General features: G+C 72.7%; 11 protein-coding genes and 1 pseudogene. 8 read left to right on the forward strand and 4 right to left on the reverse strand.

The genetic code is table 11. The annotated features are described in order from the left end of the window. The first annotated feature begins 18 nt into the window (after positions 1–18). The 5 genes from BS75_RS01235 to BS75_RS01255 all read left to right on the forward strand — a co-directional run bounded on the left by BS75_RS01235 (position 19) and on the right by BS75_RS01255 (position 4,290). Positions 19–354 carry a hypothetical protein gene (locus tag BS75_RS01235; protein ID WP_052069089.1) on the forward strand — a complete coding sequence of 112 codons (336 nt, stop codon included), beginning with the start codon at positions 19–21 and terminating at the stop codon, positions 352–354. Between the two features lie 260 nt (positions 355–614). Beyond that, complete coding sequence (locus BS75_RS45480) at positions 615–1,046, forward strand: thioredoxin family protein (protein WP_160312347.1); 432 nt, start codon at positions 615–617, stop codon at positions 1,044–1,046. Then, positions 1,043–1,552 (forward strand): hypothetical protein, encoded by a 510-nt coding sequence (locus BS75_RS01245; protein ID WP_034086850.1) that lies wholly within the window; start codon positions 1,043–1,045, stop codon positions 1,550–1,552. Before BS75_RS45480 ends, BS75_RS01245 begins: the two co-directional genes overlap by 4 nt. 214 nt (positions 1,553–1,766) lie before the next feature. Further along, positions 1,767–2,414 (forward strand): hypothetical protein, encoded by a 648-nt coding sequence (locus BS75_RS01250; protein ID WP_231607646.1) that lies wholly within the window; start codon positions 1,767–1,769, stop codon positions 2,412–2,414. Next, positions 2,407–4,290, forward strand: coding sequence for a TniQ family protein (locus BS75_RS01255; RefSeq protein ID WP_034086851.1), 1,884 nt, complete (start codon positions 2,407–2,409; stop codon positions 4,288–4,290). The genes BS75_RS01250 and BS75_RS01255 overlap by 8 nt, the downstream gene beginning before the upstream one ends. Positions 4,291–4,452: 162 nt before the next feature. Here the strand turns inward: BS75_RS01255 and BS75_RS01260 are convergent, their stop codons facing one another. The 4 genes and pseudogenes from BS75_RS01260 to BS75_RS52045 all read right to left on the reverse strand — a co-directional run. Beyond that, positions 4,453–5,352, reverse strand: a complete 900-nt coding sequence (locus BS75_RS01260; RefSeq protein WP_034086852.1) for an aminoglycoside phosphotransferase family protein — start codon at positions 5,350–5,352, stop codon at positions 4,453–4,455. A gap of 184 nt (positions 5,353–5,536) precedes the next feature. After that, positions 5,537–6,091: a telomere-protecting terminal protein Tpg gene (gene tpg / locus BS75_RS01265; protein ID WP_034086853.1), complete on the reverse strand. Its 555-nt coding sequence runs from the start codon at positions 6,089–6,091 to the stop codon at positions 5,537–5,539. A 28-nt stretch (positions 6,092–6,119) separates the two neighbouring features. Further along, positions 6,120–8,063 carry a telomere-associated protein Tap gene (gene tap, locus BS75_RS43105; protein WP_408022582.1) on the reverse strand — a complete coding sequence of 648 codons (1,944 nt, stop codon included), beginning with the start codon at positions 8,061–8,063 and terminating at the stop codon, positions 6,120–6,122. Next, a pseudogene (locus BS75_RS52045) lies at positions 8,048–8,401 on the reverse strand (hypothetical protein); the annotation flags it as partial. The gene tap and the pseudogene BS75_RS52045, both read right to left, overlap by 16 nt. A gap of 137 nt (positions 8,402–8,538) precedes the next feature. On the opposite strand from BS75_RS52045, the gene BS75_RS01275 reads away from it, so the two are divergent. From BS75_RS01275 to BS75_RS47645, 3 genes are all read left to right on the forward strand, one after another. Continuing rightward, a complete protein-coding gene (locus tag BS75_RS01275; protein WP_042440030.1) occupies positions 8,539–11,532 on the forward strand; it encodes an ATP-binding protein in 2,994 nt (997 codons plus the stop codon). 209 nt (positions 11,533–11,741) lie between these two features. Further along, positions 11,742–11,951, forward strand: a complete 210-nt coding sequence (locus tag BS75_RS01280; RefSeq protein ID WP_034086854.1) for a hypothetical protein — start codon at positions 11,742–11,744, stop codon at positions 11,949–11,951. Between the two features lie 144 nt (positions 11,952–12,095). Then, a complete protein-coding gene (locus BS75_RS47645) occupies positions 12,096–14,681 on the forward strand; it encodes a carboxypeptidase regulatory-like domain-containing protein (RefSeq protein ID WP_152646188.1) in 2,586 nt (861 codons plus the stop codon). Positions 14,682–14,692: the final 11 nt, after the last annotated feature.

Raw genomic sequence — 14,692 nt, forward strand, 5'->3', positions numbered from 1 at the left:
CCCGAATCCCGGCAGCACATGCACGGCTACCACGCACCGGCGCTCTGGACCCGGGTCCGACTTCTGGATCACTGGGACATCATGGGCCGAGGCGCGGCATCGGCGTTCCTCGGCGTGCACTCGGGCCACCCGGGCTTCGCCATGATGGCCCTGGACGGCAGCGTGTACGTCTGTGCCTCGACAGGCGAGACCGGCATCGACGTGCTCGCGGTGTCCCACCCCGACCGCTCGGAGAACGTACTGCAACACCTTGCGTGGATGGCCCGCCACGACAGCCCCTATGTCAACCGCGAGTTGAGACAGCGTGTCGCCGCCTGGCATGCCGGGCGACCGGGGAGCCCTTCGGCGCCCTGATGACGTGGCTCAATCATCAATCTGGGTGTGAGCTGGCATCTGGCTACCGCTATCCTCCTGCGACTGATCACTTACGGGAGGGGAACCCCATGCGCCGAATACGTCTGGGTCTGGCGGCTGGGATATCAGCCGTCGCGCTGACTGCAGGTTGTGCCTCCAGCAGTACCACCGCCGCGCAGGCGCCGGCCGCCACCACTACAGCGCCCACCGCAACCACCGTGCCCGCTGCGGGAACGTCTCCCAGCAGCAGTCCCAGTGCCGTGGCGACATCGGCGACCGCTCAAGCTCTGCCTGACGGATACGATGCCACTCGAAACGCGAAAGCCGACATCCAGGCCGCCCTCGCGACGGCGGCGAAGGAACACCGGGAAGTACTGATCGACTTCGGCGCCAACTGGTGCCCGGACTGCAGGGCACTGGACGTGATGTTCCACTCGGCACAGGTCGAACCGCTGCTGCAGAAGGACTACCTCGTGGTCGCCGTCGACGTGGGCCAGTTCAACCACAACATCGACCTCGCCGAACAGTACGTCAACCTGCAGACCAGCGGCATTCCGGCCCTGGTCGTCCTGACGTCCAACGGCACCCTGCGAACCGCCACCAACGACGGATCCTTCTCCAACGCCCGCACCATGGACCCCAGCCAGGTCAGCGCTTTCTTGACTCGCTGGGCACCCAGCGCAAGCCAGTGACCATCTCGCGTTCGTGGGGTGTCGTTCTGGGCTCGACCACGGCGGCAGTCCTCTTCCTCAGCGGATGCGGCACAAACCGGGCCCCTGAACCCACAGGCCACGCCACCGCCCACGGGGTCACGGTCAGCGTCACCCTGGTGCCGGTGGCCAACGGTCAGCGCGAGTTGCGGGCAACCTTCAGCCCGCAACAGCCCGGCTTCCACATCTACAGCATCGACCTCCCCGCACAAGGCATCGACGGACTGGGCATCCCCACCAGGCTTTCAGTTCAAGGCGGTCTCACCGCGGTCGGTAGGCCGACGGCGAGCCTCGCGACGCGCCTCCTACGACCGGCGGGTCTACCGACCGAGCTCCCCGTCTATCCAGACGGCCCGGTTACGTTCACCCTGCCGGTCCGGGAAACCAGCGCCCACCAGGCCGATGTGATCGTCAGTTACGGAGCCTGCAGCGAGAATACGTGCCTCATGCCCGTCAATGATGAAGTGATCCACCTCAGCCTCAACTGACCCGCACCGAACGTCGTGGTCGGGACACTGCCCCACAATCAGGTTCCCGACCACGATGCTCGGTGCACAGAGCAGAGGTCAGAGCAGTGCAATCACGAACCACTCCAACGGACGACATCAAGCAGTAGTGAAGCGCCGTCGCGGACATGTAGTCTATGAATCGTCGCAGTTCAGAGCCAGTATCCGAGCTCCTGCGGTCGGTAAACTGGACGACGTGACCCGCCTGCGGCTACACCGCGCCGATGACCAGGACACCCTGGACCTGATCCGCGAGCTGATGGACCTGAACGTGACGCTCGTCCTGATCGGTGTCGACATCCCCCGCTCCGGCCTGCTGCGAGGCGTCTACATCGACCCGCGCACCAAGCAGTGGGTATTCCCCGACGTCAGACGCGGCAAGAGCCACAACGAAGCAGCCTCCACCCAGACCGAACGCCGCTTCGACATGGTCGACCTCGACCCGTTCGACTACACCACCCCGGCCGGAATCACCGCGTTCCAGGACCACCTCGCCGGAATCGAGGACCAGCTGCGGCTGTTCTACTCCTTCGAGGGGATGCTCACCACGGGCGAGATGCCCGAATACCTCTACCGGCGCACCCACGGCATCGTGGGCCTGCTGCGGCGGCTGATCGAGGACGGCTGCACCGAGGCCATCACCAGCCGCGAGGAACGACTGACACCCGAACTCCTGGCCCGGACCGCCATCCGCCTGGGCAACCTCGCCGACCTCGACCCCGAAGCCGGCGAGATCCTCGAGATCCCGCAGGACGTCCAGCCGCCCGGCAAGGAGAAGAGCAGGAAACGGCCGCGCAACACCGTCTACGACGACCACGGGCAGAGGCCGGCCGCAGATGGCTGACCCGCTCGCGACCGCCAGGATCATCCGACCGCTGAGACGGAGCCTGGACCCCCTCCCCGGCGAATCGCTGTCCGGCTTGGTCCTGCGGCTCTCCCACCAACTGCGGATCTCCCCGGACCGCGTCGTCCGCGACACCGGCCTGGCCGACATCCAGGACAACACCCAGTCCTTGACCAAGCCCGCCTGGGCGATCATCCTGCCCGCGGACAAGACTGCCGACTTCGCCAACGCGACCCGGCTCACCCCCTCCGAGACCACCGCTCTGACCCTGGCCTCCTGGGCCTCCCACTACCCGCCCATCGCCCGTACCCAGGACTACTTCCACCTCGGCCGACCAACACGCCAACTGGACGGACTGTTCACCACCACTGCCCGCTACTGCCCCGCCTGCCTGGCTGGCGACGGCTCCCCCCTCCAAAACCTGCACGGCGGCCCCTGGCGACGCGAATGGCGGCTGCCCGTGTTCTTCCTCTGCCCGCAGCACCAGTGCTTCCTCGAACACCTCTGCCCCACCTGCCACCAGCCCATCGGCAGCCGCTCGAACGGACAACTGATCGCCCGGCCCACCATCCCGGGACTCCATCCCGCCCAGTGCCGACAGCCCCGCCCGCACACCGAGAAGAGACCCCGCAGCCCCGAGGCCCTCTGCCAGGGCCGGCTCGACCAGATCGAACTCCATGCCGCGGACCGCCCCGAGCCTGAACTCATCACGCTGCAAGAGAAGATCACCTCCATGCTCCGCCCGGAACACTCCGCGGAGCTCGCCAGCCAGTACTTCACCGAGTTGCAACTGGTCGCCGCGCTGGCCATCATCACCTGGCCCCTGACAAGGCCGGGAGCCCCCACCACGACGGTGAACGCCGCCGACCTCTATGCCGCCGACCAGGTCGCCCAAGAACCCCGCAAGCACTCCAACGCCCCGCCCACCAATGCCCGGGCCTGCGCCGCCTTCCTCCACGCCGCCGACACCATCTTGGGCACCGACGACCTGCGCGCCGCCCTCGCACCCCTGGCCCCCGTCGAGAACCGCACCCGCACCGGCATCACCCCCAAGCGCCACCTCAGCTGGGACCTCTCGTTCAAGAACCACCGCGACGCCTGCTCGGACCGGTTCCAGCACGTCGCCGAGACCCTGGTCCCCAGCTTCCGCCGCACCAAGCCGGGCGGCCGAAGGATCCCGCTGAGCCGCGTCGGCTACGGCCCCGAACACGTCCCCGCGTTCCTCCCCCAGGAATGGGCCGACCGACACCTGAGCGTGTTCACGGGCATCAGCACCCGCCTCCTGCGACGCACCGCCGCCACCTACCTCGTCCGACGCGCCCAAGGGCGGGGCCTCAACGAAGCCGCACAATTCCTCGGCATCAGCACCAGCGACAAGTCCATCGGATTCGGCACCGTGCTCAGCAGATGGAGCCGCGCCCAGGACAACCTGCACGCCTTCGACATGGCCGTCGACGCCATTGCCGCCGACCTGGAGTCATCCCCCCCGCGTCGACTACCAGCGCCGTCGGCAAGCCCTCGCCACCTGGACCCTTCCACCGGCCGCCTGGACTCACATGGTCGACCGACTCGACGTCCAGCCCGGGAACCGGGCCATCACCGACGACCGCAAGCGGCTCGCCGTCTCCGCCCACATCTGGGCCCGCGTCACCCAAGGCGAGCACCACCACTCCCCCTGCCCACCGGACATCCTCAGCGACCCCGGAGCCCTGAAACGCTGGAGACGCCAGCGCGCCGAGACGGCCCACTGGCTCAGCCAGGCGGACGAACACCCCTTCTACCGCGACCTGAAGTCCCTCCTCAACGGCTACGCGGACCAACTCGCAGACGCGATAGACCGAAACAGTCCACTGCCATAAGCGGCGCCGGTTTGTGACTGAGCGCTTCAGCCGGCGGAGCAACGTGAGGCCGTGGCATGTGCAGCATGACAACCGGGATCGAGCAGTTCTCGGTCTGGACAGTTCCGACGGCCGGGACTACTCCGACCCTGTCAGCGGGGGCACGGCCGCCAGGAAGGCCCGGCCGATCAATGCCGACGTCAAAGGCCCTTCAGGACACGATCAAGCGCCGACCGGCCTGCGGGCCCCCAGTTCGGCTTGCCGCCCGGCAGGCCGCGGTCCCCGTTCTGACCCATCAGCATCAGGAACAGGCTCTTCATCGCAGCCAGACCGCGCGCCCGTCGGACCGCCGCCTCGTCCGCCTGCGTATAGCTGTCGAAGAACCGCGAGGCGCCGCCCGCGGGCAGCAGCACCCAGGCGGCCGCAAGGTCCCAGGCCGGGTCGCCGGCGAAGACATCGCCGAAGTCGACCACGCCCGCCAGTGTCCCCTCCGCGACGACGACGTTCGCGGGATGCAGGTCGCCGTGAACCCACACCCGCGGGCCCTCCCACCCGGGAGCCGCAGCCGCGTCGTCCCACACGGCCCGGATGTCGTCCTCGGCGAAGCGGCCGAGGTCCACGGCCCGCAGGAAATGCTCGAAGCCCTCCCTGCACTCCTTGGGGTGACCGCCGCGGTCCGAGGAGTCCGGCGCCTCGGCGGGCGCCTCCACATGCAGCGCCTTGAGGAAGGCCGCCAAGATGTCGGCCGCATGGTCGCCGCGGGTGATCGAGCTGTGGTCCAGCGGCATCCCCTCAACCCATGTCATGACGGTCCAGATCTTGGGGAAGCGCTCGGACGGCGCACCGTCCCGCACGGGGACCGGGATCGGCAGCGGCAGGCGCGAGGCCAGGGTCGGCAGCCACCGGCGCTCCTTGAGCTGCAGATCCGGGGTGGTGGCCATCCGCTGCATCCGGACCGCCAACTCCTCCCCAAGGCGCCACATCTGGTTGCCCCAACCACCCGCCACCTCGCGGATGGGCAGCGCGGCCAAGTCTGGATGCTGGTCCCGCAGCAGATCGCGGACCAGATCCTCGCTGATCTCAATCTCAGATTCGATCATGCGAAGTCACAGTACTTGAGGCAGGCGGAGGCGACCTTGCTCTTTGGAAGATCCAGCTCCCCGGTTGGATCCCCCAAGCACTCTCGAAAAACCTGCAGGGCACGGTTCCAACAACCGTGACAGAGTTCCAACTATCGTGTCACGGCACAGCGGCGGACCACCGGCCCGAACCGGGCGGCGGAGCTCACCAGTCGAGGTCGAGGTAGTCGATCGAGTTCAGTTCCACCACCAGGCCCTGGGCGCGGCGGCCCCGGTCCTTGAAGTACATCTCCTGCAGGCCCTCGGCGATGATCGCGGCGAGCCGGTCCTCGGCCGCGCCGACCTGGTGGGCCTCGAAGAGGCGCTGGGCGTAGGCGGGGGGCAGGCGCTCGGTGATCCGGCGCAGCCTGGGGTCGTCGGTGGAGCCGGCGGCGGCGGCGTAGCCGAACCGGGCGCGGGTCTCCACGGTGATGCCGCCGGTGGTGGCGGCCCGCTGCGCGGCGCGCCGGCGGACCAGGGGCTGCCAGCGCTGCTTCACCTCGGCGTCGATCCTCGCCGCGAGGACCTTCGGCGGGTTCCTCCGGGTGCCCTTGAGGTAGCGCTCCACGGTGCGCTGGGAGACCCCGAGCGCCTGTGCCACCGCCCGGGTGGAGCCGAGCTGCCGGACCAGGAACTCGGCCCGCTTCTGCGTGCTGACGGGCGGCTTGCGGGTGAACTGGCCCTCCTGCGCGCGCTGGAGGCTGTCGCCGATGGTGCCCACGGTGATCTACTCCTTCGGCCCGGGCCGGCTACTCGTCATCGTCGCGTCCGGCGGACTTGACGTGGCGGGCGGGGTTGAACAGCTTGCGGCGCTCCGGCTGCGGGCGGTCCCCGTCGCCGGGGGCGGGCTCGACCATGTCGATCGCCTCGGTCAGCGCCATGGTGCCCTCGTGCTTGACGTAGCCGGGGTTGACCCCGAGGGTGAAGCCGCCGCGCAGCGGCTTGCCCGCGCTGTCGTAGGGCAGCAGGTCCAGCGGCGAGGGCCCGGCGCTGGGGTAGACCACGCAGTCGGAGAGGACCGCGATCGGGAACCGGCCGGTCCTCGCCATCGCGTTGATCTTGCGGTGCATGCCGACCCGGGCGGTGGAGATGACGGCGGCCCGGATGTCGGGGCGCCAGGTGTCGCGGTCCAGGGCGTACCAGCGCTCACCGGCGCGGTGGCTGCCCTGGGCGCGCTCGCGCATCTTGCCGATCGCGCCCTTGGCGGTGGACTTGATCGCGGCCAGCAGCACCGCCTGCACCGGGTCGGTCCGCTTGTCGCGCAGCAGCTCCATCGCGGCCAGGAAGGCGGCCGGATCCATCCCGGGCACCACGCCGACCTCCGCCATGACGGCCAGGTAGGCGCCGCGCAGCCGCGCGTACCAGGGCTCCAGGTACCGGCCGTGCTCGTGGCGCAGGAACGCCTCGACCGGCTGGACCGGGTGGCCGAGTTCGGCCGCGTAGGCCACGGTCGGGGTCGCGTACCAGGCCGGTCCGGTCGGCCGTTCGCCGTGCGGGGTGAACGGTGACGGCAGCCGCGGGTCCAGGTCGATGCCCGACAGGTCCACCAGCCAGCTGCCGGGGAGCTTCTTGTCGAACGCCGGTCGCGTCACCCGGGTGGGGCCGCCCAGACCCACCGTCAGGGTGCTGGTGGCGGCGAGGAACGCCAGGTTGATGTCGATGCCGACCGCGAACGGCAGCAGGCACTGCTCGTCGGGCAGCAGCTTGGGGTCGCAGATCCAGTCGTACGCCTCCTCGTCGAGGAACTGGTCCCCGGGCCAGTCGACGGCGACCGGGTGCTCGGGCGGGGCCTCCGGCGGCGCCGGGTCGACCGGGCCGTGCAGGGCGCCGGGCGCCGGGACCCGGCTGCGGCTGCCGTCCGGGCCGTACGCGCTGCGGGCGGCCGGGCGCAGGTCGGTCATCAGGGCCAGGCCGGACGCGCCGGTGGAGCCGCGCGGGGTGGTGACCAGGGCCGCGTAGGCGCCGAGGATCCGGGCGACCTGCGGGGCGGGCAGAGCGGCGGTGTCGCCCCAGGAGCGGGAATCCAGCGCCCCCCAGGGCAGCACCGCCAGTTGCACGCAGTACCGCCGCCCCATCGCCTTGGGGTCCTTGAACAGCCGGGTCCACGGGCCGAAGCCGCGCCTGGTCGTCTCCCACTCCGCCTTCGCCAGCGCCTTGACCACCTTGTGGTCCGCGGGCAGCCGCAGCCCCTGACGGTCCGCCAGCTCGGACGGCAGCCCCAGCCGCGCGGCCGCGGCGGCGGTGAGCACGATCAGCGGGTCCCCGGGGAAGCCGCCCGGGCCGGCCGGCGCTGTGCCCAGCTTCTGTCCCAGCGCCCACTTCGCCAGCGCCGGGACCGTCGTCGCCGGACAGGTCAGCACCAGGCCGTCGACACCGTAGGCCTGGCCGTCGCCGTCGAGGACCAGCAGCGGCCCGTCCGGGAACGGGTTCGCCTCGGCCGGCTCGCCGGGCGCGGAACGGCGCCGGACCGGGGCGCGGCCGGGGCGGCCGGGGCGGCCGGGGCGGGCGCGGGCTCCGGAGCAGCGGCGGGTGCAGTCGGTGCGGCGGGCGCGGCGGGCGCGGGGCCGGTCGGCGCGGGCGACGGGGGCTGCGGCCCGGCGGGGGTGGCCGGGAACTTCGCGGCCAGGCCCTCCAGCAGGCGCCGGTAGGCCTCCCGCTTGTCGCCGGTCGGCTCGGTGCGTCCGCCCTCCCAGGACTCCAGCGAGGCGGTGCGGGTCTTCAGCGCCTGGGCGACGGCGGCGACGGTGAGGCCGGCGGCCTCGCGCAGCCGCACCCGCTCGGCCGGGACCGGCAGCACGGCACCGGAGTCCACCGCCGCGAGCAGCGCGTCGACGGAGTCGAACAACGAGTCGGACATCGGGTCACCTGCCGTTCGGAGTGCGGTCGATGTGGCCGCTCCCGTCGGCCCCGGGCCCTGCCCCGGCGAGCCTCCGCACCGGCGGGAACGACACCCCCGGTGCCCGCGTCGCCTGCCCCGACGTGACCAGCACTCCAGCCTCGATTGTCCATAGAGCCGACTCGATGGACGCATCGTAGCGGAGACGGCCGGAGCGACGATCAAGTCGGAGGGTGCGCGCGGCGGCGCCGGTGCCGGGAGCGGCAGGCGGGGTTCCGGTGATCGATCCGGTCTGCGACGATGCCCGGGAGCGATCAGCCCCAGGGAGCGCCATGGCCGGACACGTGAGCATCGGACTCGACGGCGGCGCCGGGCAGGCGGTGATCGGGCGGCCCGGATTCACCGGCCGGGACGCGGAGTTCGCCGCGCTGCGGAGCGCCCTGGAGTCCTCCGCGCCGGCCGTCGCGCTGATCGAGGGCGAGGCCGGGATCGGCAAGAGCCGGTTGCTCGCCGAACTGCTGGACGCGGTTCCGGCGAGCGGGCCGCCGGCGCGCACCCTGGTCGCGGTCTGTCCGCCGTTCCGTCGGCCGCACACCCTCGGTCCGCTGGTGGACGCGATCCGCCAGGGCGTGGACCGGATCGCGGGTCTGGCGCTGAGCCCGCTCGCCGGGGCGCTGCGCCCGCTGTTCCCCGAGTGGGCGGCCGACCTGCCGGCCGCGCCCGAGCCGGCCGAGGACGCCACCGCCGTCCGGCACCGGCTCTTCGGCGCGCTGTGCGAACTGCTGGACCGGATGGACGTCTCGGTCCTCGCCGTCGAGGACGCGCACTGCGCGGACGAGGCGACGCTGGAGTTCCTGCTGTTCCTGTGCGCCCGCCGCACCCAGCAGCTCAGCGTGGTGGTGACCTACCGGCCGGAGGAGCTGCCCGAGGACTCGGCGGTCCGCCGGCTGTTCTCGCCGCTGGCGCCGGGCGCCACCCGGCTGCGGGTCAGCCTCGGCCCGCTGGACGTGGCCGCCACCGCCGGTCTGGTGTCGTCCATGCTGGCCGGGGAGCAGGTGTCGGACGAGTTCGCCGAGTTCGTGCACCGGCGCACCGACGGCATCCCGCTCGCGGTCGAGGAGTCGATCCGGCTGATGGGCGACCGCGCCGACCTGGCGCGGCGGAACGGGGCGTGGGTGCGGCGGGAGATAGCCGACATCGACGTTCCGCCGACCATCAGGGACGCGGTGATGGAGCGGGTCCGCCGGACGTCGCGCTCGGCCCGGACGCTGCTGGAGGCGGCGGCGGTGCTCACCGACCCCGCCCCGGAGGAACTGCTGCTCGCCGTGGCCGGGCTGTCCGGGACGGGCCGGGACGACGGCGGGAGCGAGCCGGACGGGCAGGACGCCCAGGCCGGTCTCGACGAGGCGGTCGGCTCCGGACTGCTGGTGGAGGACCGGCGGGGGCTGCTGGCCTTCCGTCATGTGCTGGCGAGCCGCGCGGTCTACGAGTCGGTGCCGGCGGCGCGGCGGCGGATGCTGCACCGGCGGGCCGGCCACGCGCTCCAGGGGGACTCGCCGCCCCCACTTGCCCAGTTGGCACGGCACTTCCGCGACGCCCGGGACACCGGGGGCTGGAGCCGGTACGCCGAGCAGGCCGCCGACCTGGCCCTCGCCTCGGGTGACAACGCCACCGCCGTCGGCCTGTTGGGCGAGCTGATCACCGAGGCCCGGCTGCCCGGCGGGACGGTCGCGCGGCTGGCCGGAAAACTGCGCTTCGCCACCGCCGAGGACATGAGCCGGGTCCGGGGCGTGGTGCTCTCGCTGCGCGGGGTCCTGGCCGAGCAGCAGCTCGGCGAGCGGGACCAGGCCGAGGTCCGCGCGCAGATCGGTCGGCTGGAGCTGCTGGCGGAGAACCACGCTGCGGGCCGGATCGAGCTGGAGCGGGCGATCCCGCATCTGGGCCACGATCCGGTGGCGGCCGCGCAGGCCATGATCCTGCTGGGCTGGGCGTTCGGCGAGGCCCGACCGGCCGCCACCCATCTGGGCTGGCTGCGGCGGGCCGCCGAGACCATGGCCCTGCCGATGGCGGAGGAGGACCGGATCCGGCTGCGCGTCAACCATGTGACCGGCCTGCTCACCCTGGGCGAGCAGGAGGGATGGACCGAGGCGGCGCTGATCCCGCAGGACGCGCCGACCACGCCGGAACGGCTGCAGATCACCCGCCTCCACCTCAACCTGGGGGCGATGGCCCGCCAGTGGGGCCGCTACCGCGAGGCGCGGCACTACCTGGCGGTGGCCCGCGGGCTGGCGGAGCGCTACCGGTACAACCGCTACTCCACCCTGATCGCCGCGGCCGAGTGCGGCCTGGACTGGTCCACCGGGCGCTGGGAGGGGCTGACCGAGCGGCTGCCCGCCATCGTCGAGGCCACCGAGGGGGCGGCGCTGACCCAGCTGGAGGCCCGGTTGACCGGCCATCGGCTGGCCGCGGCGCGCGGCGAGCGGGCGGCGGCGGAGCAGGGCCTGCGCCAGGTACTGGCCGGGAACAGCAGCGCGCCCGAGTGCGCCCTGGACGCGGCGGGTGCGCTGGCCGCGCTGGCGCTGGCGGACGGCGACGCCGACGCGGCCCTGGCGCTGACCGAGGGACCGCTGTCCATCGTGACCGGCAACGGGATGTGGCTGTCCGGCGTGGACTTCGTGCCGGTCCGGGTCGAGGCGCTGACCGCCGTCGGCGGCGCGCGGACCGCCGAGGCGGAGCGGCTGGTGCGCGGTCTGGCCAAGTGGCTCCGGGGGCGCGACATGCCTGCGGCGCGAGCCGCGCTGTCCTCCTGCCGGGCGCTGCTGGCCGGGGCGCGCGACGAGCGGGAGCGGGCGGCGGCACTGTGGGCGCGGGCCGCCCGGCTGTGGGACGCGCTGCCGCGTCCGTACTCGGCGGCGGCGGCGCGCGAGCGCCGGGCCGCCCTCCTGCTGGCGTGCGGTCACCGCACGGACGGGCTGGCGCTGTTGGAGCAGGTGCGCGCGGACTACGCGGAGCTCGGCGCCGGCGGTGACGCGCTGCGGGCGACGGCCGTGCTGCGGACGTACGGCGTGACGGCCGGGCCGCCCCCGGCGGCCCGGCGCGGCTACGGCAACCGGCTCTCGCCCCGCGAGCTGGAGGTGGCCGGGCTGGTGATCGGCGGCCGGACCAACCGGGACATCGGCGAGGTGCTGTTCCTCTCCCCCAGGACGGTCGCCCGGCATCTCGACTCGGCGATGCGCAAGCTCGGCGTCTCCTCCCGCACCGCGCTGGCGGTGCGCCTGGTGGAGCTGGGCCTGGGGCCCGGCGCCGACGCGGCGGGCGCCGGGTAGGCCCGCAGGACGGACGGCCCGGCCCGCAGGACGGACGGCCCGGCCCGCAGGACGGACGGCCCGGCGCACAGCACGGCCTCTGGGTCGTGCCCGCGTCGAACTTTGGGTCATGCCCATGCTGAACTTTGGGTCGTCCGACGCATCCCCCCTCGCTCCGGCACGTCGAGACTCGACCCACAAGGCGAAGCACTCTGACAGGGGATCAGCACATGGACCGTCCCGACCGGAACCCGGCGACCGCCGAGGAACCCGCCACGAGTGCCCAGGAGACCCCCGGGCCGGCCTCCGAGGGCTCCGCCCCCGCCGTCGAGGACGGGAGCGAGGACGGGGCCGAGGGCGGCCCGGCGCCGGAACCCGCCGCCGGCCCCGAGCGTGGCCGGGGAGCAGCGCCGGGCAGCGACGCCTACCGCCCGCTCTGAGGCCCGCACCGCCCGGATCCCCCACGGTCCCCTCCCCCACCAGTCTCCGAAGCCGGTGCCCGCAACCGGTGCCGCCGTTCCCCCGACCCCCTCAGTGAGCCCGAGCGGCGCCCCGGCGCCGTCCGGGCGGGAAGGCACGTGCACATGCGCATACCTCGACTACTCCGACGGGCACCAGTCACCGGCCCGGTGGTGACCATGGTGGTGGCCGCCCTGGTCGGGCTCGGCCTGGAGCTCCCGGCGCACTCCGCGCCGGCCACCGCCCCGGTCGCCGTCAGCGCCGCCGTCGCGCCGCTGACCACCAGCACCGACACCGGCTGCAACACCACCCCGCGCAAGGGCTTCGCGCGCTGCATGTCCGTCGTGCGGACCCCCGCCGACCATGTGGTGACGCCCGACGTCGTCGCACCGCCCAGCACCGCGCTCGGCCCCGCGGACATCCAGAGCGCCTACAAGCTGCCGACCGCACGCGGCGGGGGCCAGACGGTGGCGATCGTGGACGCCTACGGCGACTCCGACGCCGAGTCCGACCTGGCCGCCTACCGTGCCTACTACGACCTGCCCGCCTGCACCACCGCGAACGGCTGCTTCAAGAAGGTGGACCAGAACGGCGGGACCAACTACCCCTCCGACGACCCCAGTTGGGGAACCGAGACCACGCTGGACCTGGACGCGGTGTCCGCGGCCTGCCCGAACTGCAACATCCTGCTGGTGGAGGGCGACGACTCCTCCTTCGCCAGCCTCGGGACCGCCGAGGACACCGCGGTGGCGCTCGGCGCCAAGTTCGTCTCCAACTCCTACGGCGCCTCCGAGGACCCCAGCCAGGACGCCAACAGCCACTACTACGACCACCCCGGCGTGGTGATCGCCGCGTCGAGCGGCGACACCGGCAACACCGTGATCAACCCGTCCAGCTTCGGCAACGTCGTCGCGGTCGGCGGCACCACCCTGACCAGGGACGCCTCGACCGCGCGCGGCTGGACCGAGGCCGCCTGGAACTCCGGCGGCTCCGGCTGCTCGACCGTCGAGCCCCAACCCGACTTCCAGGCCTCGCTGGACACCCACTGCGCGAACCGGGCGACCGCCGACGTCTCCGCCGACGCGGACCCGGTCAGCGGTCTGGCGATCTACGACACGCTGGGGCAGGGCGGCTGGCTGCAGGTCGGCGGCACCAGCCTGGCCTCGCCGCTGGTCACCGCGATGTACGCACTGGCGGGCACGCCGGCCGCCGGCACCTACCCGGTGACCTACCCCTACCACGACCTGAACCAGGCCGCCGACCTGTTCGACGTCACCCAGGGCTCGAACGGCTCCTGCGGCGACGTCCTGTGCACCGCCGGTCCCGGCTGGGACGGCCCCACCGGTCTGGGCACGCCCGACGGGGTGGGCGCGCTCTCCTACGGCCAGCACGGCGACCTCGTCGGACAGGTGACCGACGCCGCCACCGGGGCGCCGGTCGCCGAGGCCGTCGTCACCGCCTCGCCGGGCGGATACCTCACCCACACCGACTCCACCGGGCACTACGACATCAACGCCGGCGTCGGCACCTACACCGTCGGCGTGACCTCCTACACCTACACCTCGGCCGACCACGCCGGCGCCGACGTCACCCCGAACGCCGACACCACCGTGGACTTCGCGCTCCGGGCCAAGCCGCAGGCGACCGTCTCCGGCACGGTGGCCGACGGCTCCGGGCACGGCTGGCCGCTGTTCGCCCGGATCACCATCGACGGCTATCCGGGCGGTCCGATCTACACGGACCCGTTCACCGGGCACTACAGCGTGACCCTCGCCGGACAGACCACCTACCAGGTGCACGTGGTGCCGGTGTACCCGGGCGTCCTGGACACCCCGGAGGACGGCTACCTCCAGCAGGACACCGCGCTCGCGGTGGGCACCGGCGACGTCGGCCGCGACTTCGGGCTGGCGGTGGACGCCAACGCCTGCACCGCACCGGGATACGGCTGGAACGGCCTGTCCGAGGACTTCGGCGACGCCCACGGCGCCGCCCCGGGCGACGGCTGGACCGTCTCCGGGTCCAAGGCCGGCTGGCGGTTCGACAACCCGGAGGACCGCTCGGCGGTGAACCCGCTCGACAGCCGTTTCGCGGTGGCGGACACCGCGACCACCGGAGGGCGGATGGACACCACCCTCACCTCCCCGGCGGTGAACCTGTCCGGCCAGTCGGCACCGCAGCTCAGCTTCGACTCGGGCTACTACGGCGCGGCCGGGCAGAGTGCGGACGTCCAGCTCAGCACCGACAACGGCCGTACCTGGACCGAGATCTGGCACCGGACCACGGCCAACGGCGCTGGGGCCGTCGACATCCCGGTCCCGCAGGCCGCGGGCAAGCAGGGCGTACGGGTCCGGTTCCGGTTCAGCGGCGGGCACGGCTGGTGGTGGTCGGTGGGCGACGTGCTGCTCGGCACCCACACCTGCACCGCCCTACCCGGCGGCATCGTCAGCGGCCTGGTCACCGACCGCGCCACCGGCAAGCCGGTCCAGGCGAGCGCCGTCGGCGACACCGCCTCGCCCGGCGACTACGCCGTCGCGGCCCCGACGGAGGAGGCGACCGTCTCCGGCTTCTACTCGCTGTTCGTCCCGGCCGGTCCGGCACGACTGAGCGCCACCACCCCCGGCTACGCCGCCGCCACGGCCACCGCCGCCGTCTCCCCGAACCGGACCACCCGGCTGGACTGGTCCCTGGACGCGGCGGGAGGCGCCCGATGACGAACCATCAG

The organism is Streptacidiphilus albus JL83, from assembly GCF_000744705.1.
GTDB classification, from domain to species: Bacteria; Actinomycetota; Actinomycetes; order Streptomycetales; family Streptomycetaceae; genus Streptacidiphilus; species Streptacidiphilus albus.

Excerpts from the sequence above, each read along its gene's own strand:
- BS75_RS01255 (WP_034086851.1), top strand. The coding sequence starts at position 2,407 with ATGGCTGACCCGCTCGCGACCGCCAGGATCATCCGACCGCTGAGACGG.
- BS75_RS01280 (WP_034086854.1), top strand. The coding sequence starts at position 11,742 with ATGGACCGTCCCGACCGGAACCCGGCGACCGCCGAGGAACCCGCCACG.
- BS75_RS47645 (WP_152646188.1), top strand. The coding sequence starts at position 12,096 with ATGCGCATACCTCGACTACTCCGACGGGCACCAGTCACCGGCCCGGTG.
- BS75_RS01235 (WP_052069089.1), top strand. The coding sequence starts at position 19 with ATGCACGGCTACCACGCACCGGCGCTCTGGACCCGGGTCCGACTTCTG.
- BS75_RS01260 (WP_034086852.1), bottom strand. The coding sequence starts at position 5,352 with ATGATCGAATCTGAGATTGAGATCAGCGAGGATCTGGTCCGCGATCTG.
- BS75_RS01275 (WP_042440030.1), top strand. The coding sequence starts at position 8,539 with ATGGCCGGACACGTGAGCATCGGACTCGACGGCGGCGCCGGGCAGGCG.